Consider the following 21,812-nt stretch of genomic DNA (forward strand, 5'->3'; position numbering starts at 1 on the left):
GCTCCCACCTTAGAAGTTGAACGCCACACCGGTGAAGGCGCCAAAACCATCCCCTGGATACAGCGCGGCAACGTCCTTGCCCTGGGCGTCGTAGATCGGCTGGATGGCGGTGACGTAGTTCTGGTCGGTGAGGTTTTTCACGTCCAGGTACACCTGCCATTTCTTGCTCGGGGCTTCATACCCCAGCTTGGCGCCGAAGATCGTGTAGGAGGGCGCATACAGGGTGTTGGCGTAGTCCACGGCAGTACTCGATACCGAGCGCACATTGACCCCGGCATAGAACCCGTCGGGATGGCGGTATTGCAGTTCGGCCTGGTACACGTGCTTGGGCAGGCCCGGCAGTTCGTTGGAGCCAAAGCGTGCGTCGTTGCGGTAGTAGAAGTCGTTGAGGGTGTAGGCCTGGCGCAGGCTGACTGTTTCGCCACGCTCGCTCTGCCACAACTCGGTATCCAGGCCGGCTTCGATGCCCTGGTGGATGGTCGGGCTGGCGTTGGACGTCGAGTTGACCGCCGCCGTAGTCCGGGTGGCCGGAATCACTTCGACGGTGAGCAATTCATCCTTGATCCATGAGCGGTACACCGCCAGGCTGCCGTCGAAAATCCCGGCCTTGCCGCGCACGCCAAATTCAACGGTATTGGCCTTCTGCTCGGTGAGGGTCTTGGCGTAGTTGCTGGCTACCCCAGAGCCGGACGACGACCAACTGCTGGGCGGGTCGATGGAGCGGCTGACGTTGCCGAACACCTGGAAGTCCGGGGTGATTTCATAGCGCAAGCCCAGGCGCGGCGCGACGTTCCAGCTGTCGTATTTGTAGTGGGCTGGGTAGGGCGACGTATTGGCGCGGTCCGAGTAGCGCACCTCGATATCGCGCTTGATCTGGCTCAACGACAGGCCGGTGGACAACCACAGGCGGTCGGTCAGTTGCAGGTCATTGCCGGCGGCAAACACGCGGTCGAACGAGCCGGTGTAGCGTGACTGTTTTTGCAGGGCGCCGTAGGTGCTGGAGGCCGGGTTGCCGTTGTAGGTCTTGACCCCGGCTTGCAGGTGCTGGGTGCTGGTCAGGCTCAGGGAGGTGTTGCTGGTGTGCCCCTGGATCTGGTCGCTGCGGTTATAGGTCAGCGACAGGTTCAAGTCGCGCCAGTCCCAGTAGTTGGGGTTGACCGTGCTCTTGCGGTACAGCACCTGCGGATAGTTGTGATAGACCAGGCCAAAATCCAGGGTCGCGTCATCGTCGAAGGTGTAGGTGGTCTTGCTGCCAACCCAGGTCGAGCCACGCTTGGTCGAGTCATCGCGGCTGGCCAGGGCCACCGGGTTGGTCTGCGAAGAGTCGTGCTTGAGTTGGGCCTTGGTCAGGGTGCCGGAGCTTTCGTGGTATTCCTCACGGTAGCGCACGAATAGGCGGGTTTGCAGCTTGGGGTTGAAACGGTAGCCGAAGTTGGTGACCACGCCCTTGGCCTTGGTGAAGGTCCAGTCCTGATAACCGTCGCGTTCGGAGTTGCTCAGGCTGATGTAGTAGTCAGCGTTGTCCACCGCGCCGCCAGTGCTCAGTTGCTGCTTGCGCCAGCCAAAGCTGCCGGCCTCGAAGCGCGCGTGATTGCCCGGTGCAGTCAGGCCAGAGTGGGTCACCATATTGATTGCGCCACCCAATGACAGCGCGCCGTACTGGAAGGCATTGGCCCCGCGCAGTACTTCGGTGTAGTCCAGGCCCTGGGTTTCCAAAAGCTCATAAGGCGTGCCGCCGGAGCCGGTCAGGGCCAGGCCGTCGAACAGGAACTTGGTGCCTTCGCGAAAATACCCCGGCGAGGTGTTGGCCCCGGAGCCGCGAATGGAAATCTTGATTGCATCGTTGCCGCCCGCCGACTGCGCGTACACGCCGGGCTGATAGGCGAGGGTGTCCTCCAGCGTCGCCGAGCGGCCGCGTTCGACATCGGCAGCCTTGACCAGGCTGACGCCGCCGGCCACCTCGTCGAGCTTGAGCTGGGCTTCTTCGCTGGCGGTGACCTTGCTCGCCTGGACCGTTACGGTCTCAAGGCGCGACTCCTCGGCGTGGGCCCATTGCGAGGCGAGGATCAAGGTCAGGGTGCTGACGGTTTTAAACGAGCTGGAGGAGAGTTGAGGCAGAGGCCTTGAGATCAGCTTCAATTGGGCATTCCCTGTGATTGGCTACGAGTGGAGGCGAGTTTCTATTCGTATAGTCAATCTCTGGCAGGGATAGAGCAGAAAGCATGCCAAGCGCCAAAGCGGGTTTTTGTGGGGTATTTGGTTTTAATCAGCGTGTTGCTTATGCCAAAAAACGACACCTGTGTTGAACTGCTGTTCGATTTTGAACAGTGCTGGAGAGCCCGTACTAGAGCGGTTTTGGTTATGAGGTTAGATCATTCGCCGAGCAACTCGGCACAGCGCGCCTGTAGAAAGCGATGCAGGACCTTGACCCGCTCCGACACTTGCAAGCGATGGGGGCACATCAGGTTGAAGGGTGTGGGTTCGCCTTGCCATTGGCTGAACAACGGCACCAGGCGCCCGGCCTGGATATCGCCGGCCACATCCAGATTGGCCTTGTAGGCGATGCCGTGGCCGGCCAGGGCCCAGCGCCTGACGATTTCCCCGTCATCGCTCAGGTAATCGCCGCCCACCTCGACCTCTTCGAGCAAGGTGCCCTGGCGAAAGTACCAGGTGCTATTGGCTCGGCCCTGGCGCATGTAGCGCAGCGTGCTGTGCTGCGCCAGTTCCGCCGGTACCTGGGGTGTGCCGTGGCGCGCCAGGTATGCAGGGCTGGCGCAGGCGATACGCCGGTGATGGGCGACTACCGGCAGCGCCACCAGGCTCGAATCCCGTGGCACGCCGAAGCGCAGGGCAATGTCCACGGTTTCGCGGAACAGGTCGGCGTTGCTGTCGTTGAGCAACAACTGCAGGCGGATATTGGGGTGTTCGCGCTTGAACAGATCCAGCCAGCCCAGCAGCACGTTGCGCCCGAAATCCGAGGGCGCGGACAGTTGCAGCAAGCCGCTGAGGCTCTGGCCGTGTTGCTTGATCGCCTGTTCGCCTTCCGCCAGGGCTTCCAGGGCCACCCGTACGCTGTCCAGGTAGCGCCGGCCTTCTTCGGTGAGGCGCATGCTGCGCGTGGAGCGGGCCAGCAGGCGCATGCCCAGGCGGGTTTCCAGGCGCTTGAGGGCGATACTCGCTGCGGCCGGGGTCAGGCTCAGGCTGCGGGCGGCCGCTGAAAGGCTGCCACTGTCGGCGGTACGCACAAACACTTCCAAGTCGAGGATTGAGCTCATTAGTAAAAATCCTTTAAAGATCCTGTCGTTTTACCGGGATTTTTCCGTGATTGCCAAGCTGGGAAGATGAACGCTCATTTTTTCAGCATGAGGCACTTCCCATGACATCTCCCCTCAAGGGCAAAACTGTGGTGGTTATTGGCGGCAGCAGCGGCATCGGTGCGGCGGTGGCCCGGCAAGCGGTAGCACGCGGCGCGCAGGTGGTACTGGCCGGGCGGCGCTTGGCGTCGACGGTCGACAACGGCGTGCGCAGCGAACCGGTAGACGTCACCGACAGCAGCTCCCTGCAACGCCTGTTTGACAGCGTGGGGCGCTTCGATCACCTGGTCTTCACCTCGGGCCCGGCGGTACAGGCCAAGCCCCTGCAGGACAGCGATCTGCAACTGGCCCAGGACAACTTCAATGTAAAACTCTGGGGTGCCTTGCGCGCTATTCAACAGGCCCTGCCATTTCTTGATGAGCGTGGCAGCGTCGTCCTGACCTCGGGGGCAATTGGGGGCGCAAGCTGGCGCCGGGGCAATTTATCAAGGTCGGGATCAATGCCGCGACCGAAGCGTTGGGCAAGCAATTGGCCAAGGAGCTGGCGCCACGGCGCGTCAATGTGGTCAGTCCGGGGGTGATCGATACGCCGGCCTATGCAGGTTTGTCCGAGGAGCAGCGCCAGGGGATGTTCACCAAGGTGGGCGGCGTGTTGCCGGTGGGGGCGTGTGGGGGCAGGCGGATGAGGTGGCGGCGGGTTACTTGATGGCCATGGAGAATGGCTTTATCACCGGCAGCGTGATCGATATCGACGGCGGCGGTTTGCTGTAGACACCGAACTCAATCTGGAGGCGGGCTTGTGTGGGAGCGGGCTTGCTCGCGAAGGCGTTGGATCAGTCAACCTATGTATTGACTGAAACGCCGCCTTCGCGAGCAAGCCCGCTCCCACAAAAAAGCGGCTCCTACATTTTTTTTGAGCGCGTCAGGCCTTGAGGGTACGGGTCATGCGCAATGCCAGCACGCTACCGGCGACAATCACCGCTGCCAGCAAGTACAACGCCAGGTCGGTCGACCCGGTAGCATCCTTTACAAAACCCACCACATACGGGCTCAAGAAGCCCGCCATCTGGCCCATGGAGTTGATCAACGCCAGGCCTCCCGCTGCCGCGCCGGCGCTGAGCATGGCAGTGGGCACCGGCCAGAACATCGGCAGGCCGGTGAGGGCGCCCATGGTGGCGATGGTCAGGCCGAGGATGGCGATGGCCGGTGTGGTGGCGAAGTTCACCGCGATGATCAGGCCGACAGCGCCCATCAGCATCGGCACCACCAAGTGCCAACGCCGCTCCTTGCGCAGGTCGGCAGAGCGACCGACCAGCAGCATGAACACCGCCGCCAGCAGATAGGGAATCGCACTGAGCCAGCCGATCATCAGGTTATCGCTAAAGCCCATGTTCTTGATGATCGACGGCAGCCAGAAATTGATGGCGTATACGCCGCTCTGGATGCAGAAGTAGATCAGGCCGAACGCCCAGATCGCCGGGTTCTTGAACACTTCCAGCAGCGAATCAGTGGTGGTCTTGGGCTTGTTGGCCAGGTCGGTGGCCTGGTCGGCCTCGAGCACCGCGCGCTCATGGGCGGTCAGCCATTTGGCGTTGGCAAAGCTGTCGCTGAGCAGGAAGTAGGCGAGGGCACCGAGGATGACCGTTGGCACACCCTGCAGCAGGAACATCCACTGCCAGCCCGCCAGGCCACCCTGGCCTGCGGCGAAGTGATTGAGGATCCAGCCGGAGAACGGGCTGCCGAGCAGGCCCGACACCGGGATTGCCGACATGAACAGCGCCATGATCCGCCCACGGCGGAAGGTCGGGAACCACTGCGAGAGGTACAGCACCACCCCCGGGAAGAAGCCCGCTTCGGCGGCACCGGTAAACAGGCGCAAGGTGTAGAAGTGCGTCGGTGTGGTGACAAACAACAGGCAGGTGGACAGGGTGCCCCAGGTGATCATCATCAGCGCAATCCAGCGCCGTGGCCCGAACTTGGTCAGTGCCAGGTTGCTGGGTACGCCGCACAGCACGTAGCCGATAAAGAAAATCCCGGCACCGAGGCCGTACACGGTCTCGCTGAACTTCAAGGCGTCGAGCATCTGCAGCTTGGCAAAGCCGACGTTGACGCGGTCCAGGTAGTTGAACAGGTAGCAGATGAAAATGAAGGGGATCAGGCGCAGGGTGATGCGCTTGTAGACGGCGTTTTTGTCGTCATCGTTGGCCAGGGTAGCGGCGGCGCTCTGTGACATGGCGTTCTCTCTTTATTATGATTTTTCGCGATGCGCGGGTAACGTTGATCGCCCCAAGAGTCTCGGTCACGGGACGGTGCCGTGTCTTTGTGCCCCCGCACAGCGATCGATTCATTGCGCTGTGCCTTTGAACAATCGCTTAATGCAGCGCTTTCAAGGAATTTAGCCCCATGTTCGAACTCGATCATGACCTGGCGCAGGATATCGTCAATCGCACGATGGCCATTTTGCCCTATAACGTCAACGTCATGGACAGCCAGGGCCTGATCCTCGGCAGCGGCGAGCCGGAGCGGATCAATACCCGCCATGAAGGCGCGCAATTGGTGCTGGCCAACGGTCGCGTGGTGGAAATCGACAGCCAGACCGCCAAGCACCTCAAGGGCGTGGCGCCGGGGATCAACCTGCCGTTGCTGCATGACCAGCGCCTGATCGGCGTGCTGGGCATCAGTGGCGAACCGCAGCTGCTGCGCACCTATGCCGAACTGGTGCGCATGACCGCCGAGATGCTGGTCAGCCAACGCCATCAACAGGCCGAACAGCAGTGGCGGCGCCAACGCTGTGATGATCTGCTGGCGTTGCTGCTGGCCGACAGCGGCGAATCGCCGCGCCTGGTGGATGAGGCCCAGCAACTGGGGCTCAAACCGCGGTTGCCGCGCACCCCCTATTTGTTTGAACTGGGCCCGGGCCAGAGCGCCGAAGCCCTGGCGGCCTGGCTGGCCTCCCGTTACCCCGATAGCTGGTGCGTCAGCTCCGCACAGTTTTCGTTGCTGTGGTGCCGCCCGGCGTCGGTGCCGTTAGACAACCCGCGCCTGCTGGAAAAAACTTGAGGCCTCGGGCTGGAACATCCTGCGGGTGGCCGTGGGTGGCCAGGCCGACGGGTTGGCCGGGTTGCGCCGCTGCTATCGGCGCGTAGCGGACTTGCTCGCCTATGGCCGCGACGTGCTGCCCCAGTCGCGCCTGCTGACCCTCAATCGCTACCGGTTGCCGGTAATGCTCTGGCGCCATCGCAACGACGACGCTCTCGACGAATTGCTCAACCCGTTGCGCAAGGTCCTGGCCAAGGACAGCAATGGCCAGTTGCAGGCCACGCTGCGCAGCTGGTGCGAGCACGACGGACAAAGCCAGGCCTGCGCCGATGCCTTGGGCATCCACCGCAACAGCCTGCGTTACCGCATGGAGCGCATTGCCGAATTGAGTGGTGTCGACCCCTTGACCCTCGACGGCATGCTTGCGCTGTACCTGGGTGTGCAACTGCTGCCCCAAAGCCCGCACCTCTGATCCATAGCTATGGTTGTGGTTGTGGCAAGCCCGCTCGCCACAGACAAGCCATTTTGTCCAAATGAACAACAAACCCCAGCCACGCTTGTGCATCGGACAGGCGTCATTGCCGGTGCCAACTGGCAGCATGGGCGTCATAAAAACCGGAGAAAGCCCATGAAAGTCATCATCGCCCCCGACTCGTTCAAGGACAGCCTGAGTGCCGAAGGCGTGGCCCAGGCCATTGCCCAAGGGGTGGCCGAGGTCTGGCCCGATGCCGAACTGATCAAGTGCCCGATGGCGGACGGTGGTGAGGGCACGGTGGAGTCGGTACTCGCTGCCTGCCATGGCCAATTGCGCAGTTGCACCGTGCAAGGCCCGTTGGGTGGGAGCGTGGAGGCACGCTGGGGCTGGTTGGCCGAGAGCGCCACGGCAATCATCGAAATGGCCGAAGCCAGCGGCTTGCAACTGGTCCCGCCGGGGCAGCGCGATGCCTGTTCCAGCAGCACTTTCGGCACCGGTGAACTGATCCGCGCCGCCCTGGATGCCGGGGCGGCGCGGATCATCCTGGCGATTGGCGGCAGTGCTACCAATGACGGCGGCGCCGGTGCCATGCAGGCCTTGGGCGTGCAGTTGCTGGACGCCCAGGGCACAAGCCTGGTGCGTGGCGGCTTGGCGCTGGCGCAGTTGGCACGGATCAATCTTGAACATTTGGACCCACGCCTGGCCCAGGTGAGTTTCGACATCGCCGCCGACGTCAACAATCCCCTATGCGGCCCCCACGGCGCGTCAGCGATTTTCGGCCCGCAAAAAGGCGCCACTGCACACCACGTCGAGCAACTGGACCAGGCCCTGGGACACTTCGCCGACCACTGCGCAGAGGTGTTGCCCCGGGACGTGCGCGACGAACCGGGCAGCGGCGCCGCGGGAGGCCTGGGCTTTGCTGCCAAAGCCTTCCTCGGTGCGCAGTTTCGCGCGGGTGTGGACGTGGTCGCCGAATTGGTGGGGCTGGAAGATGCGGTACGCGGCGCCGACCTGGTAATCACCGGCGAAGGTCGTTTCGACGCCCAGACCCTGCGCGGCAAAACCCCGTTTGGCGTGGCGCGGGTGGCCAAGCAGCACGGCGTTCCGGTGATTGTGATCGCCGGGACGCTGGGCGAGGGCTACGAACAGATGTACGCACATGGCGTCGACGCTGCGTTCGCCTTGCCAGGTGGGCCGATGAGCCTGGAGCAGGCCTGCCGCGAAGCGCCGAGGCTGTTGCGTGAACGGGCGGCGGATATTGCGCGGGTGTGGCGGCTGGGCGCGCAACGCAGTCGTGGATGACAGCGCTTGTTATCGCCGCCTACACTGATCGGCCACTTGTCTTTCAAAGGATGAAACACAATGCCTACACCTGACTCCAAGATCGTGATCCAGCGCTTTGCCGAAAGCCATCTCGAAGGCATGCTCGCGCTCTACAACGACCCGGCCGTGTGCCGTCAGGTGCTGCAGATGCCTTTCCAGTCACTGGAGGTCTGGCGCAAGCGCCTGGCCGATACCAATGAGCGACTGTTCAGGCTGGTGGCGGTGCAGGCGGGGGAGGTGATTGGCAATTGCACCCTGGAGCAGTATGGGCGCAGTCGCCAAAGCCATGTCGGCAGCATCGGCATGGGGGGTGGCGGTGGCCTGGCAGGGCAAGGGCGTGGGCACCCAGCTGTTGGGCGCGGCGCTGGAGGTGGCTGACAACTGGATGAACCTGCACCGGGTGGAGCTGACGGTGTATGTCGACAATGAGCCGGCCCAGGCGCTGTACCGCAAATTCGGTTTCGAGACCGAAGGCCGGTTGCGCGATTACGCCGTGCGTGACGGCGTATTGGTCGATGCCCTGAGCATGGCCCGCTTGCGTCAGACCGCCTGATCCTCCAGGGCAAACGCCACCGCAGCCTGCGCATGCAGCTCGGTGGTGTCGAGCAAGGGCAGGTCGCTGTGCTCGGGCTTGATCAACAGGCCAATCTCGGTACACCCCAGGATAATTGCCTGGGCGCCACGGGCGGCGAGGTTCGCGATGGCCTGTTGGTAGACTTGGCGTGACGCTTCGCTGATCACCCCCACGCACAACTCTTCATAAATGATCCGGTGCACGGCGCTGCGCTCTTGTGCGTCGGGCACCAGCACGGTCAGGCCCTGAGCGGCCAGGCGTGCCTTGAGAAAATCCTGTTCCATGGTAAACGCCGTGCCCAGCAGGCCGACGGTCAGGGTCTGGGCCTTGACCGCCGCCGCGCCCGCCGCATCGGCAATGTGCAGGAACGGCACCGACACAGCCGCTTCTATCTGCGGTGCGACCAGATGCATGGTGTTGGTACACAGCACAATGCAGTCGGCGCCACCGGCTTGCAGACGACGCGCGGCGTCTTGCAGGATCAGCGCCGCGTCATCCCAGCGCCCGGCGTGCTGAGCCTGCTCCACCGGGCCGAAGTCGACGCTGTACAGCAGCATTTGTGCCGAGCGCAACGGCCCCAATCGGTCGCGGACCTGCTGGTTGATGATCCGGTAGTACTCGGCGCTGGACTCCCAGCTCATGCCGCCGATAAGGCCGATGGTGCGCATGCGAAACTCTCCAAGCTGTTGGGTGAAAGCCACACCTTACTCAACCCGCGAGCGTTAGTCATACGCGCGGTGGCTGCATCTGCCATGATCGTTGTTTGCAGCTCCCGAGGAACACCGCAATGGACGATGTACAGCAACTGGGCGAGATGCTTCGCCATTACGCCGACAGCGAAGCGCACAAACGCCAACAGTTCGAGGTGCAGTCAGCCCACTGGACCCAGAAAATCACCGAGCTGTACGGTCAGATCGAGCAGTGGCTGGCGCCGGTCAAGCGTGATGGTTTGCTGGAGGTGCAGCGTGAGGCCTATGTGGCGTCCGGGCCGAGCGTGCCGGTGGAGACTTCGACATTCAAGACCGAGAAGCTGACCATTCATATCGCGGGTAAGCCGGTGGAGTTTGTGCCGCAAGTGATGGGGGCGGGTGGCTTGATTTCGCTGTCGGTCATGGGGCTGACCGCGGCCCGTCACGGCAGTATTTCTCTGGTGTTGTTGCCGGGCTCCAATGATTGGTTGTGGAAGAAGACCAATGGCCTTAAAGATCCGGATACGTTTGCGTTCGATGCCAATTTCCTGGCCCTGCAGTTACAGAGCCTGATTCCTCGCGAACGCGGCTGATCCCCCTAGCAAATGTGGGAGCGGGCTTGCTCGCGAATGCAGTGTGTCAGGTTAGAACTACTTGACTGACACACTGCATTCGCGAGCAAGCCCGCTCCCACAAAAAGCCCAATATCCCCTCAGACCTCTACATTACCCCAGCCTGGCTTGGCCTCCTCAGGCGTCACCGCCTTGACCTGCTTGCCCGTCGCCAGCTCCACCCGGCGTGCCACTTCCGGGTCGTCGGCAAACGGAATCAGACTGGCCTCATCCAACGCATCCCCCGACTGACCCCGAAGGCAATATTCCACGGCGCCATACAGGCAGATCACCGCCGCCAGGTTAAAAATGACCTCCCACATCAGGCGATCTGCGCATCACTGTGCGCCACCTTCAAATCCGCCACCCGTACCGTGCGCCAGGTGTTGTAGGCCATCAGCAACATGCCGCTGAGGAAGAACACGCCGCCGGCAAACCGCACCACAAACCCCGGGTGGCTGGCCTGCAACGCTTCGACGAAGGAGTAGGTGAGGGTGCCATCGTCGTTGACCGCCCGCCACATCAGGCCCTGGGTGATGCCGTTGACCCACATTGAGGCGATGTACAACACTGTGCCGATGGTGGCCAGCCAGAAGTGCAGGTTGATCAGCGGCACGCTGTACATCTGCTCGCGGCCGAAGACTTTGGGGATCATGTGGTACAGCGAGCCAAAGGTGATCATTGCCACCCAGCCCAGGGCGCCGGCGTGTACGTGGCCGATGGTCCAGTCGGTGTAGTGGGACAGGGCGTTGACCGTCTTGATCGCCATCATCGGCCCTTCGAAGGTCGACATGCCGTAGAACGCCAACGACAACACCAAAAAGCGCAGGATCGGGTCGGTGCGCAATTTATGCCAGGCGCCGGAGAGGGTCATCATGCCGTTGATCATCCCGCCCCAGCTGGGTGCCAGCAGGATCAGCGACATGGCCATGCCCAACGACTGCGCCCAGTCCGGCAGCGCCGTGTAATGCAGGTGGTGGGGGCCGGCCCAGATATACAGGGTGATCAGCGCCCAGAAGTGCACGATGGACAGGCGATAGGAATACACCGGCCGCCCGACCTGCTTGGGCACGAAGTAATACATCATCCCCAGGAACCCGGTGGTCAGGAAGAAGCCCACCGCGTTGTGCCCGTACCACCACTGCACCATGGCGTCGGTAGCGCCGGAGTACACCGGGTAGGACTTGAACCAGTCCACCGGGATCGACAGGTGGTTGACCACGTGCAGCATGGCGATCACCACGATAAACGCGCCGAAGAACCAGTTGCCGACGTAAATGTGTTGGGTCTTGCGTTGCACCACGGTGGTGAAGAACACAATCGCATAGGCCACCCACACCACCGTCATCCACACCGCACCGGAGAATTCGATCTCGGCGTATTCCTTGGTGGTGGTGTAGCCCAGGGGCAGGGTGACCAGCATGATCACGATCACCGATTGCCAACCCCAGAACGTGAAGGCGGCGAGCCAATCGGAGTACAGGCGCACCTGGCAGGTACGCTGTACCGCGTAGTAGCTGGCGGCAAATTGCGCGCTGCCGGCAAAGCCGAAAATCACCAGGCTGGTGTGCAGTGGGCGCAACCGGCCAAAGGTGGTCCAGGGCAGGTCCAGGTTCATGTCTGGCCACACCAATTGCGAGGCGATCCACACCCCCATGGCCATGCCGATAACGCCCCACACTACGGTGGCGATGACGAATTGACGGACAACCTTATAGTTATAGGCCTGCCCGGTTGATGCTGTGCTCATGGTCAGTCTTCCACGGTTTCAAGTCCCGGGCACTGTAGGAAATCCATGAAAAACAAAACAGGCTCAGAAAAACTACATTAATACGGATCAGAATTTATCCACTAAAGATTGGGGTATTTACAGGCTGATATGGTTTTTTAGTTTTTAGCTGAATCTGTGACGTCTTGAGCTGCAGGTGCATAGTCGCCCCCATAGAAACCGCGGCCGTCGAGCGCGGTCAGCCATGATGAGGTAGCGAGATGTATCGGTACGATGAGTACGACCGGGCCCTGGTCTTCGAGCGGGTGGCGCAGTTTCGTGATCAGGTCGAACGGTTTGTCGCTGGCGACTTGAGCGAAGAAGAATTCCTGCCGCTGCGCCTGCAAAACGGTCTGTACCTGCAAAAGCATGCCTTTATGCTGCGGGTGGCGATTCCCTACGGCACCCTCGGTGCGCAGCAGTTGCGCACCTTGGCGAGCATTGCCCGGGATTACGATCGGGGCTACGGCCACTTCACGACACGTCAGAACATGCAGTTCAACTGGATCGAGTTGCAGCAGGTGCCTGACATCCTCCAGCGCCTGGCCGAAGTCGACATGCATGCGATCCAGACGTCCGGCAATTGTGTACGCAACATCACCACCGAAGCCTTTGCCGGTGTGGCCGCCGACGAGCTGCTGGACCCGCGCCCACTTGCGGAAATCCTGCGGCAATGGTCGACCATCAACCCCGAGTTCCTGTTCTTGCCGCGCAAGTTCAAGATCGCCATCTGCTCGGCGCACCAGGATCGGGCGGCGATCATGATGCATGACATCGGTCTCTATCTTTACCAGGATGCCGGCGGCCAGATGTTGTTGCGCGTGCTGGTGGGCGGCGGGCTTGGGCGCACGCCGATCCTCGGCTTGCAGATCCGCGATGGCTTGCCCTGGCAGCACCTGCTGTCGTATGTCGAGGCGGTGCTGCGTGTGTATAACCGCCATGGCCGGCGCGATAACAAGTACAAGGCGCGGATCAAGATCCTGGTCAAGGCCCTGGGCATCGAGGCCTTTGCCCGGGAAGTGGAAGAGGAGTGGCAGCACCTGCGCGACGGCCCGGCGCAGTTGACCGAGGATGAGTACCAGCGCGTGGCCTCGGCCTTTGTGCCACCGGACTATCAGGCACTGCCCGACACCGACCTGGACTATGGCACGCAGATGGCCGAGAGCCCGGCGTTCGCGCGCTGGGTGACGCGTAATGTGCAGCCCCACAAAGTGCCGGGCTACACCAGTGTGGTGCTCTCCACCAAGCCAGGGATTGCGGCGCCACCGGGCGACGTGACGGCCGAGCAGATGGACGCTGTGGCGCAGTGGGCCGAGCAGTTCGGCTTCGGTGAAATCCGCATCGCCCACGAACAGAATATCGTGCTGCCGGACGTGCCCAAGGCGCGGCTGCATGCCTTGTGGTCCCTGGCCTGTGAGCAGGGTTTGGGCAACGCCAATGTCGGCTTGCTGACCGATATCATCGCCTGCCCCGGCGGCGACTTCTGTGCCCTGGCCAACGCCAAGTCGATCCCCATCGCCCAGGCGATCCAGCAGCGCTTCGACAACCTCGATTACTTGCATGACCTGGGCGACATCAGCCTGAACATCTCCGGCTGTATCAATGCCTGCGGGCATCATCACATCGGCAATATCGGGATCCTGGGTGTCGATAAAAATGGCAGCGAGTGGTACCAGATCACGCTCGGTGGCGCCCAGGGCAAAGCCAGCGCGCTGGGCAAGGTGATTGGCCCCGCGTTCAGCGCCGCACAGATCCCTGATGTGATCTCACGCCTGATCGCCACTTACGTGCGCTACCGGGAGAGTGACGAGCCTTTTATCGACACCGTGCAACGCATCGGCCTGGAGCCGTTCAAGGAGCGGGTGTATGGCGGTGTGGTGCAATCGGCATGAACAATCTGTTGAGCCTGGAGCAGGGCGTAGCCCGTATCACACAGGATGATCCCTGGACCCTGGTGCGCGATGCCGACGCCCCGCTGCCCGAGGGCGCGCTGATCCTGCCGTTGGCCCTGTGGCTGAGCCGGCGCATTGCGCCAGACCCGCCGCAGGACGCGGTATGGCTCGGCCCGGATGATGAGGTGGAACACCTGCAGCCGTGGCTGGAGGTGTTGCCGTTGATTGCCCTGGATTTTCCCAGTTTTCGCGATGGCCGTGCGTACAGCCAGGCCTATCTGCTGCGCACCCGCCTGGGCTGGCAGGGTGAATTGCGGGCGGTGGGGGATGTGCTGCGCGATCAACTCAGCCATATGCGCCAGTGCGGGTTTGATGGGTTTGCCGTGCGTGAAGACAAATCGGCCGCAGACGCCCTCAAGGGGCTGGCGGGCGTGAGCGTGAGCTATGGCCGCTCGGTGATTGAGCCACGGCCGTTGTTTCGTCGGCGTTGATTGGGTGTAGGGGCAACCGGTAAAGCAGGCTATTTTTCCAGAGTTGTCTATACCTGTAACTTTACGTGTCGACGAGAAACGTCAAGGAGTTGCGCCATGAAGCTTGGGCTAATGATCAGCACGCTGTGCGCTGTATCACTCGGGATCACCGGGTGTGCGAGTAAAGTCCCCCAGCCGGACGAGTATTCGGGTTTCCTTTCGGACTACAGCCAATTGCGGGAAGCCAAGTCGCCATCGGGCGCAGAGGTGATGCGCTGGGTCGATCCGAAGCTGAATCTGAACAGCTACACCTCAGTATTTATTGAGCCCACGCAATTTTTCCCCAAGCCCCAGGCCACGGCGCAAATCCCCGAGGACACGCTGCGCGGCATCAACGCGTATTACAACCAGGCGCTCCAGCGTGAACTGGTCAAGTCACTGCCCCTGGCCAACGCGCCGGGCCCGGGAGTGATTGTGGTGCGGGCGGCGATCACGGCGGTCAGCCGCAAGACTGAAGGCCTCAAGCCTTATGAGTTCATTCCGGTGGCCCTGGTGGCGGCAGCGGTGAGTACCGGTACCGGGATCCGCGATCAGGAAACCACCCTGGGCACCGAGGCGCAGTTTCTTGATGGTGGCAGTGGCCGGGTGATTGCCCAGGTCGTGCGCAAAGGCACGGGCAAACCCTTGGACAACGATAGCCAGGTGATGAAAGCGGCAGATGTGAAGGGGGTGATGGATGGCTGGGCGGCGGATCTGCATCAGTCCTATCTCAAACTGAAGGGCAAGTCACGCTAGGGGCACTGACCTATGGGGCATGGCGGGGGAGTGGCGAAGTAGCCCGAAACCCTGCGTGTTCGGTGTGCCTGGTGTACCCAGGGTGGTTTTGTTGGGGCTGCTACGCAGCCCTGCGCGGGGCAAGCCCGCTCGCCACCTCAACCCATGTGCCTATTCTGAATAGGGATGTCAGCGACTTTGCAGCATGCTTTTGACTTTATCGCGCAGTTGATCGATGGAGAATGGCTTGGCAATCATCTGCACGCCGGCGGGCAAATCGATATTCTCGGCATAGCCACTGGCAAGCAAGATGGGCAGTTCCGGGCGCAATACGCGGGTCTGTCGCGCCAACTCCTTGCCATCCATGCCTGGCAAGCCCACATCGGTCATCATCAGGTCGATCACCTTGTTGCATTCTTCTATGAATGCCAGCGCCGCTTCGGCGTCTGCCGCTTCAAGCACCTTGAACTCCAGTTCTTCAAGCACATCGATGATCAACATGCGCACGATGGCGTCGTCTTCGACTACGAGGATGGTGGAGGCAGCGGACATAATAAAGGTTCCCAGAGGCAGTGGAGGTACAGGTCTTGAACAGTTGAAAGACCATCCTCTAGTGAGTCATGTCGATCCCGGCAAGTTCCCAAAATCGGGCCGGCATTGTGCCGATAATCAGGCGTAAAGTCCTGAATGTGTCGTTCAAATACCTCAGAAACATAGCCGTCGCCTTTGATTTTGGGGCAAACTTCCGGTTTTTCCGTACTTGGCCAAGGCACGCCCATGACTCCCGCTTCGTCAGTCGATGAAAACAGCTTCCGCAAACTTCTGAGCCGCAACGTGGCTTTGCCACTGGGTGTGGGTATTCTCAGTGCGGTGTTTTTCGTGTGCCTGATCACCTACCTTTTGTCGGTGATCCAGTGGGTCGAGCACACCGACCGGGTGATCAACAACCTCAACGAAACCGCAAAACTGACGGTCGACCAGGAAACCGGCATGCGCGGTTTCCTGATTAGCGGCGACGAGCATTTTCTCGACCCCTACGAAGTAGCCAAGCCACGGATCATTTCCGACCTGCGCAATTTGCAGGGTCTGGTCGCGGATAACCCCCAGCAAGTGGACCGACTCAAGCGCCTGGAGTCGTTGCAGTTGGAGTGGAACAACTACGCCCAGTCGATGATTGATATGCAACGGCAAAACGGCGATTTCCGCGGCGCGGTGAAGGCCGGGCGGGGTAAGCGCCTGACCGACGAAATTCGCAAGGAGTACGATGCAGCGATTGCGATGGAGCAGCAGTTCCGGCTTGATCGCAATGAGGACGTGACCCGCACCACGGTGTTCAGCGTGGTGGTTTACCTGCTGTTCGTCCTGGGCCTGAGTGGCTTCTTGGCGTATGTCGGAAGGAAAAACCTATTAGCCCTTTCAGACAGCTACAGCGCCAACCTGGCCTCGCAACTGAAGATCGCCAAGCGCCTGGAGCAACAGGCCTGGCTGCGCAATGGCCAGACCGAACTGGCTGAACAGGTGCTGGGCCAACTGACGCTGAACCTGCTGGGGCGCAATATCCTGCAATTTTGCGCCCAGTACATGGGCTCGGTGGTTGCCGCGCTGTATGTGCGTGAAGAACACGGCGGCCTCAAGCGTGTGGCCGCCTATGGCTTCTCACGGGAGCAGGAGCAGCAGGAACAGGCGATCTACCGCGACGAGGGGATTGTCGGTCAGGCCGCCCAGCAGCACCGTTTGATTCGCCTGGACGATGTGCCCGTGGACTACTTCAAGGTCAGCTCCGGCCTGGGTGAGGGTGCGCCGCGCAGTGTGCTGGTGGTGCCGACCAGCGACGATGATCGGGTCAATGGGGTCATTGAGCTGGGCTTTTTGCGCCCGCTGGATGAGCGCGATGTGGAACTGCTGGAACTGATCGCCGGCAATATCGGCACCTCCATCGAAGCGGCACGCTACCGCCAGCGTTTGCAGGAAGTGCTGGCCGAGACCCAGCAACTCAATGAAGAACTGCAGGTGCAGCAGGAAGAACTCAAGACCGCCAACGAGGAGCTGGAAGAGCAGTCGCGCATCCTCAAGGAATCCCAAGCCCACCTGGAAACCCAACAGGCGGAGCTGGAACAGACCAACGAGCAATTGGCCGAGCAGGCCCAGATCCTCGCCGAACAGCGCGATGCCATGGACCGCAAGAACGTGGAGCTCAACCGCGTACAGGTCGAGCTGGAAGATCGCGCCGATGAGTTGCAGCGCTCCAGCAAATACAAGTCCGAATTCCTCGCCAACATGTCCCACGAGCTGCGCACACCGCTCAACAGCTCGCTGATCCTGGCCAAGTTGCTGGCGGAGAACGCTGAGGAAAACCTTACGGGCGAACAGGTCAAGTTTGCCGAGTCGATCTACTCGGCGGGCAACGATCTGCTCAACCTGATCAACGACATCCTGGATATTGCCAAGGTCGAGGCCGGCAAGCTTGACGTGCGCCCCGAGAACACCAGCGTCGCGCGCCTGGCCGAAGGCTTGCGCGGGATGTTCGAGCCATTGGCGGCGGATCGCAAGCTGGGGTTCCAGGTGGAGGTACAGGCCGGCGCGCCGCTGATGTTGTTCACCGACCGCCAGCGCTTGGAGCAGATCCTCAAGAACCTGCTGTCGAATGCGGTCAAGTTCACCGAGAAGGGCCAGGTCAGCCTGACCATTTCCCGCCAGCCGGGGGAGGGCATTGCCTTTACCGTGCGCGACTCCGGGATCGGCATCGCCCTGGACCAGCAGCAAAGCATCTTCGAAGCCTTCCGCCAGGCCGATGGCACCACCAATCGCCGTTATGGCGGTACGGGCCTGGGGCTCTCGATATCCCGCGACCTGGCTACCCTGCTGGGCGGCTACATCAATGTCACCAGTGAGCCGGGTCAGGGCAGCATCTTTACCCTGGTGCTGCCGGAACAGTATGTCGAGCGCGATGAAGATGCCCCCGACATCGAGCACGCGCGGGTCGCCGTGGTGACTCCGGCACCGGTGGCACCGCCGAAGATTTCTCCGTTGCCGGTGGCTGACGAAGCGCTGATCCCACGCTTTGCCGACGACCGCGAGCAAGCCCCGTTCACTACCCGTTGCATCCTGGTGGTGGAAGACGAGCCGAATTTTGCACGCATCCTCTACGACCTGGCCCACGAGCTGGGTTACCACTGCCTGGTGGCCCACGGTGCGGACGAGGGCTACACCCTGGCCGAACAATACTTGCCCGACGCGATCCTGCTGGACATGCGCCTGCCGGATCACTCCGGGCTCACCGTGCTGCAACGCCTCAAGGAGCATGCCGAGACTCGGCATATCCCGGTGCATGTGATTTCTGTGGAGGACCGCGTGGAAGCGGCCATGCACATGGGCGCCATTGGCTATGCGGTCAAACCCACTACCCGCGAAGAGCTCAAGGACGTGTTTGCGCGCCTGGAGGCCAAGCTGACGCAGAAGGTCAAGCGCGTCCTGCTGGTGGAAGACGACGACTTGCAGCGCGACAGCATTGCCCGCCTGATCGGCGACGATGACATCGAGATCACCGCCGTAGGCTTCGCCCAGGAGGCCTTGGACCTGCTGCGCAACACGGTCTACGACTGCATGATCATCGACCTCAAGCTGCCGGACATGCTCGGCAACGAGTTGCTCAAGCGCATGGCTACCGAGGATATCTGCTCGTTCCCGCCGGTGATTGTCTACACCGGGCGCAACCTGACCCGCGATGAAGAGGCGGAACTGCGCAAGTATTCGCGCTCGATCATCATCAAGGGCGCCCGCTCACCTGAACGGTTGCTGGACGAAGTGACACTCTTTTTGCACAAAGTCGAATCCCAGCTGTCCCAGGAACGGCAGAAGATGCTCAAGACCGCCCGCAGCCGCGACAAGGTGTTCGAGGGCCGCAAGGTGTTGCTGGTGGATGACGATGTGCGCAACATCTTCGCCCTGACCAGTGCCCTGGAGCACAAGGGCGCGATTGTGGTGATTGGCCGTAACGGCCGTGAAGCCATCGAGAGACTCAATGAGGTCGAGGACATCGACTTGGTACTGATGGACGTGATGATGCCGGAGATGGATGGTTACGAGGCCACCGCGTTGATCCGCCAGGACCCGCGCTGGCGCAAGCTGCCGATCATTGCGGTGACGGCCAAGGCCATGAAGGACGACCAGGAGCGCTGCCTCGCGGCGGGCTCCAACGATTACCTGGCCAAGCCCATTGACCTGGATCGGCTGTTTTCGCTGATCCGCGTGTGGTTGCCAAAGATGGAACGTATTTAAGTGGACCGAAGTACTGATATTGAACTGCGCTTGTTGATCGAGGCGATCTACCTCAAGTACAGCTATGACTTTCGCGATTACTCCGGGGCTTCGGTCAAGCGGCGTGTGACCCATGCGTTGCGCCAGTTCGACTGCAAGACCATTTCGGCCTTGCAGGAGCGGGTGTTGCACGACCCCACAGCGTTCATGCAGTTGCTGCAGTTCCTGACCATCCCGGTCAGCGAGATGTTTCGCGACCCCTCGCACTTCCTGGCGATACGCCAGGAGGTGGTGCCGCTGCTCAAGACCTACCCGTCGATCAAGATCTGGATCGCCGGGTGCAGCACCGGGGAGGAGGTGTACTCCATGGCCATCCTCCTGCGCGAGGAGGGGTTGCTCGACCGTACGATCATCTATGCCACCGATATCAACCCCAATTCCCTGGAAAAGGCCAAGCAGGGGATCTTCTCCCTGGAGAGCGTGCGGGCCTATACCCACAACTACCAGCAGGCCGGTGGCACGCAGTCGTTTGCCGACTACTACACGGCGGCCTACGATTACGCGATCTTCGACAAGACGCTGCGCGAGAACGTGACGTTCGCCGACCATAGCCTGGCCACCGACAGTGTCTTTTCAGAAACTCAATTAATTTCGTGCCGTAACGTTCTGATTTATTTCAATAAAAAGTTGCAAGACCGGGCGTTTGGATTGTTTCATGAGTCGCTCTGCCATCGCGGCTTCCTGGTGCTGGGCAGTAAGGAAACCCTGGATTTCTCCGCCTACAGCAAGCAGTTCGAACCCTTGGTCAAGCAAGAACGGATCTACCGCAAATCATGAATGAAGCTGCTGCCAGCCCGGCGTCTGTGTCGGGCGTCCAAGCCATCGTCGTCGGCGCATCCGCCGGTGGGGTCGAGGCGTTGCTGAGCATTTTTGCTGGCTTGGCGCCAGGGTTCAGCCTGCCGATCATTACCGTGCTGCACCTGCCGGATGAGCGCCGCAGCCAGTTGGCCGAGGTGTTTGGCCGGCGCGTGGCAATGAGGGTGGTGGAAGCGCAGGACAAGGAAACGATACGGCCCGGCACCCTGTATTTTGCCGGCCCCGGCTATCACTTATCGGTGGAGCACGACCGCAGCCTGTCCCTGAGCCAGGAAGAGCGCGTGCATCACTCCCGCCCGGCCATTGATTACTTGTTTGAGTCGGCCGCCGACACCTATGGCCCGAACCTGGTGGCAATCCTGCTGACCGGCGCCAACCACGACGGAGCGCGCGGCCTGGCCCACGTCAAGCGGTGCGGCGGCATCACCGTGGTCCAGGACCCTGCGCAGGCCCGAGTGCCCGTGATGCCCCAGGCCGCGCTGGCGCTGCATACACCTGACCATATTCTCACTTTGAGCCGCATTGGCGATTTGCTGGCTTCCCTGGAATCCTCCCCATGTTAAGTACTATCCAGGCCAAACTGCTGATCGTCGACGATCTGCCGGAAAACCTGCTGGCCCTTGAAGCGCTGATCAAGCGCGAAGACCGTCAGGTCTACAAGGCATTGAGCGCCGACGAGGCCTTGTCGCTGCTGCTCGAGCATGAGTTCGCCATGGCTATCCTCGACGTGCAGATGCCCGGCATGAACGGCTTTGAACTGGCCGAGATGATGCGCGGCACTGAAAAGACCAAGAACATTCCCATCGTGTTTGTCAGCGCCGCCGGGCGTGAGCTCAACTACGCCTTCAAGGGCTACGAGAGCGGCGCGGTGGACTTCCTGCACAAGCCGCTGGACATCCACGCGGTCAAGAGCAAGGTCAATGTGTTCGTCGACCTGTATCGCCAGAGCAAGGCCATGAAGTTGCAGGTCGAAGCCCTGGAGCAGAGCCGCCGCGAGCAGGAGCTATTGCTTAACCGCCTGCAGGCGACCCAGGCGGAGCTGGAGCAGGCGGTGCGCATGCGCGATGACTTTATGTCGATCGTCGCCCATGAGGTGCGTACGCCCCTCAACGGCCTGATCCTGGAAACCCAATTGCGCAAGATGCACCTGGCCCGGGATAACGCGGCGGCCTTTACCCTGGACAAGATGCACGCCATGGTCGACCGTGATGAGCGGCAGATCCAAAGCCTGATCCGCTTGATCGAAGACATGCTCGATGTCTCGCGCATTCGCACCGGCAAGCTGTCGATCCGCCCGGCGCTGTTTGACCTGACGCTGTTGGTGCGCAACCTGCTGGAAAACTTCGCCCCGCAAGTGGCGGCGGCCGAGTCTACGATTCAGTTGGTCGAGCAGGGGCCTGTGGAGGGACATTGGGATGAATTCAGGATCGAGCAAGTGGTGTCGAACCTGCTGACCAATGCCCTGCGTTATGGCGCCAAGAGCCCGGTGGATGTGCGGGTGTACGCCGAACATGGCGAGGCCAGGGTCGAAGTACGTGATCGTGGGATCGGTATCAGCCAAGAAAACCAGAAGCGGATTTTCCAACAGTTCGAGCGTGTATCGGTCAACCATGCGGTGGCCGGGCTGGGACTGGGGTTGTTTATTTCCGAGCAGATCGTCGCGGCCCATGGAGGCACGATCGAAGTCGAGAGCCAGATCGGCGAGGGCGCGTTGTTCCGTGTGTGCCTGCCTTTGGGAGCTGGCGCGTGA

At 61.4% G+C, this 21,812-nt stretch carries 16 protein-coding genes and 3 pseudogenes; 12 read left to right on the top strand and 7 right to left on the bottom strand.

The genetic code is table 11. The annotated features are described in order from the left end of the window. Window positions 1-9: 9 nt before the first annotated feature. Both JTY93_RS12010 and JTY93_RS12015 read right to left on the bottom strand, forming a co-directional pair. Entirely contained in the window at window positions 10-2,139 is a 2,130-nt protein-coding gene (locus JTY93_RS12010) for a TonB-dependent receptor family protein (protein WP_240344627.1), read from the bottom strand. 233 nt (window positions 2,140-2,372) lie between these two features. After that, window positions 2,373-3,275, bottom strand: a complete 903-nt coding sequence (locus JTY93_RS12015) for a LysR family transcriptional regulator (RefSeq protein ID WP_205479713.1) — start codon at window positions 3,273-3,275, stop codon at window positions 2,373-2,375. A gap of 101 nt (window positions 3,276-3,376) precedes the next feature. On the opposite strand from JTY93_RS12015, the pseudogene JTY93_RS12020 reads away from it, so the two are divergent. Beyond that, window positions 3,377-4,085 (top strand): annotated as a pseudogene (locus JTY93_RS12020) (SDR family oxidoreductase). A 151-nt stretch (window positions 4,086-4,236) separates the two neighbouring features. On the opposite strand, the gene JTY93_RS12025 reads toward JTY93_RS12020, so the two are convergent. Continuing rightward, a complete protein-coding gene (locus tag JTY93_RS12025) occupies window positions 4,237-5,547 on the bottom strand; it encodes an MFS transporter (protein WP_205480771.1) in 1,311 nt (436 codons plus the stop codon). Window positions 5,548-5,717: 170 nt separating this feature from the next. Here JTY93_RS12025 and JTY93_RS12030 point away from each other — a divergent pair. The 3 genes and pseudogenes from JTY93_RS12030 (at window position 5,718) to JTY93_RS12040 (ending at window position 8,704) form a co-directional block, all read left to right on the top strand. Then, window positions 5,718-6,825: pseudogene (locus tag JTY93_RS12030) on the top strand (sugar diacid recognition domain-containing protein). A gap of 156 nt (window positions 6,826-6,981) precedes the next feature. Beyond that, window positions 6,982-8,130, top strand: coding sequence for a glycerate kinase (locus tag JTY93_RS12035; RefSeq protein ID WP_205480776.1), 1,149 nt, complete (start codon window positions 6,982-6,984; stop codon window positions 8,128-8,130). Window positions 8,131-8,190: 60 nt separating this feature from the next. After that, window positions 8,191-8,704 (top strand): annotated as a pseudogene (locus JTY93_RS12040) (GNAT family N-acetyltransferase). Here JTY93_RS12040 and JTY93_RS12045 read toward each other — a convergent pair. Further along, complete coding sequence (locus JTY93_RS12045) at window positions 8,692-9,393, bottom strand: aspartate/glutamate racemase family protein (protein WP_205480790.1); 702 nt, start codon at window positions 9,391-9,393, stop codon at window positions 8,692-8,694. The pseudogene JTY93_RS12040 and the gene JTY93_RS12045 overlap by 13 nt on opposite strands. Before the next feature lie 119 nt (window positions 9,394-9,512). Between JTY93_RS12045 and JTY93_RS12050 the strand changes: the two genes are divergently transcribed. Then, window positions 9,513-10,007 (top strand): hypothetical protein, encoded by a 495-nt coding sequence (locus JTY93_RS12050; RefSeq protein ID WP_205480788.1) that lies wholly within the window; start codon window positions 9,513-9,515, stop codon window positions 10,005-10,007. Between the two features lie 119 nt (window positions 10,008-10,126). Here the strand turns inward: JTY93_RS12050 and JTY93_RS12055 are convergent, their stop codons facing one another. Further along, on the bottom strand, window positions 10,127-10,348 hold the full coding sequence (locus JTY93_RS12055; protein WP_205477112.1) for a cbb3-type cytochrome c oxidase subunit 3: 222 nt from the start codon (window positions 10,346-10,348) through the stop codon (window positions 10,127-10,129). Continuing rightward, entirely contained in the window at window positions 10,348-11,775 is a 1,428-nt protein-coding gene (gene ccoN, locus JTY93_RS12060; protein ID WP_205477113.1) for a cytochrome-c oxidase, cbb3-type subunit I, read from the bottom strand. The genes JTY93_RS12055 and ccoN overlap by 1 nt, the downstream gene beginning before the upstream one ends. A gap of 239 nt (window positions 11,776-12,014) precedes the next feature. Between ccoN and nirA the strand changes: the two genes are divergently transcribed. From nirA to JTY93_RS12075, 3 genes are all read left to right on the top strand, one after another. Further along, complete coding sequence (gene nirA / locus JTY93_RS12065) at window positions 12,015-13,685, top strand: nitrite reductase NirA (protein WP_205477114.1); 1,671 nt, start codon at window positions 12,015-12,017, stop codon at window positions 13,683-13,685. Then, complete coding sequence (locus tag JTY93_RS12070) at window positions 13,682-14,176, top strand: DUF934 domain-containing protein (protein ID WP_205477115.1); 495 nt, start codon at window positions 13,682-13,684, stop codon at window positions 14,174-14,176. The genes nirA and JTY93_RS12070 overlap by 4 nt, the downstream gene beginning before the upstream one ends. A 96-nt stretch (window positions 14,177-14,272) precedes the next feature. Then, on the top strand, window positions 14,273-14,950 hold the full coding sequence (locus tag JTY93_RS12075; protein ID WP_205477116.1) for a DUF3313 domain-containing protein: 678 nt from the start codon (window positions 14,273-14,275) through the stop codon (window positions 14,948-14,950). A gap of 168 nt (window positions 14,951-15,118) precedes the next feature. On the opposite strand, the gene JTY93_RS12080 is transcribed toward JTY93_RS12075, so the two are convergent. Further along, a complete protein-coding gene (locus JTY93_RS12080) occupies window positions 15,119-15,481 on the bottom strand; it encodes a response regulator (RefSeq protein ID WP_205477117.1) in 363 nt (120 codons plus the stop codon). 225 nt (window positions 15,482-15,706) lie between these two features. Between JTY93_RS12080 and JTY93_RS12085 the strand changes: the two genes are divergently transcribed. The 4 genes from JTY93_RS12085 to JTY93_RS12100 are packed head-to-tail and all read left to right on the top strand — an operon-like array spanning window position 15,707 to window position 21,812. Further along, entirely contained in the window at window positions 15,707-19,207 is a 3,501-nt protein-coding gene (locus tag JTY93_RS12085; protein ID WP_205477118.1) for a response regulator, read from the top strand. Further along, window positions 19,208-20,023 (top strand): CheR family methyltransferase, encoded by an 816-nt coding sequence (locus JTY93_RS12090; RefSeq protein WP_205477119.1) that lies wholly within the window; start codon window positions 19,208-19,210, stop codon window positions 20,021-20,023. It begins immediately after the preceding gene. Then, window positions 20,020-20,625 carry a chemotaxis protein CheB gene (locus tag JTY93_RS12095; RefSeq protein WP_205477120.1) on the top strand — a complete coding sequence of 202 codons (606 nt, stop codon included), beginning with the start codon at window positions 20,020-20,022 and terminating at the stop codon, window positions 20,623-20,625. Before JTY93_RS12090 ends, JTY93_RS12095 begins: the two co-directional genes overlap by 4 nt. Then, entirely contained in the window at window positions 20,619-21,812 is a 1,194-nt protein-coding gene (locus JTY93_RS12100) for a hybrid sensor histidine kinase/response regulator (RefSeq protein ID WP_170060956.1), read from the top strand. The genes JTY93_RS12095 and JTY93_RS12100 overlap by 7 nt, the downstream gene beginning before the upstream one ends.

The organism is Pseudomonas hygromyciniae (genome assembly GCF_016925675.1).
In the GTDB taxonomy this organism is placed as follows: Bacteria; Pseudomonadota; Gammaproteobacteria; order Pseudomonadales; family Pseudomonadaceae; genus Aquipseudomonas; species Aquipseudomonas hygromyciniae.

What these genes read in the sequence shown, in the direction of transcription:
- JTY93_RS12035 (WP_205480776.1), top strand. Translation starts at nt 6,982, where the DNA reads ATGAAAGTCATCATCGCCCCCGACTCGTTCAAGGACAGCCTGAGTGCC.
- JTY93_RS12050 (WP_205480788.1), top strand. Translation starts at nt 9,513, where the DNA reads ATGGACGATGTACAGCAACTGGGCGAGATGCTTCGCCATTACGCCGAC.
- nirA (WP_205477114.1), top strand. Translation starts at nt 12,015, where the DNA reads ATGTATCGGTACGATGAGTACGACCGGGCCCTGGTCTTCGAGCGGGTG.
- JTY93_RS12015 (WP_205479713.1), bottom strand. Translation starts at nt 3,275, where the DNA reads ATGAGCTCAATCCTCGACTTGGAAGTGTTTGTGCGTACCGCCGACAGT.
- JTY93_RS12070 (WP_205477115.1), top strand. Translation starts at nt 13,682, where the DNA reads ATGAACAATCTGTTGAGCCTGGAGCAGGGCGTAGCCCGTATCACACAG.
- JTY93_RS12045 (WP_205480790.1), bottom strand. Translation starts at nt 9,393, where the DNA reads ATGCGCACCATCGGCCTTATCGGCGGCATGAGCTGGGAGTCCAGCGCC.
- ccoN (WP_205477113.1), bottom strand. Translation starts at nt 11,775, where the DNA reads ATGAGCACAGCATCAACCGGGCAGGCCTATAACTATAAGGTTGTCCGT.
- JTY93_RS12095 (WP_205477120.1), top strand. Translation starts at nt 20,020, where the DNA reads ATGAATGAAGCTGCTGCCAGCCCGGCGTCTGTGTCGGGCGTCCAAGCC.
- JTY93_RS12085 (WP_205477118.1), top strand. Translation starts at nt 15,707, where the DNA reads ATGACTCCCGCTTCGTCAGTCGATGAAAACAGCTTCCGCAAACTTCTG.
- JTY93_RS12025 (WP_205480771.1), bottom strand. Translation starts at nt 5,547, where the DNA reads ATGTCACAGAGCGCCGCCGCTACCCTGGCCAACGATGACGACAAAAAC.
- JTY93_RS12080 (WP_205477117.1), bottom strand. Translation starts at nt 15,481, where the DNA reads ATGTCCGCTGCCTCCACCATCCTCGTAGTCGAAGACGACGCCATCGTG.
- JTY93_RS12075 (WP_205477116.1), top strand. Translation starts at nt 14,273, where the DNA reads ATGAAGCTTGGGCTAATGATCAGCACGCTGTGCGCTGTATCACTCGGG.
- JTY93_RS12055 (WP_205477112.1), bottom strand. Translation starts at nt 10,348, where the DNA reads ATGTGGGAGGTCATTTTTAACCTGGCGGCGGTGATCTGCCTGTATGGC.
- JTY93_RS12100 (WP_170060956.1), top strand. Translation starts at nt 20,619, where the DNA reads ATGTTAAGTACTATCCAGGCCAAACTGCTGATCGTCGACGATCTGCCG.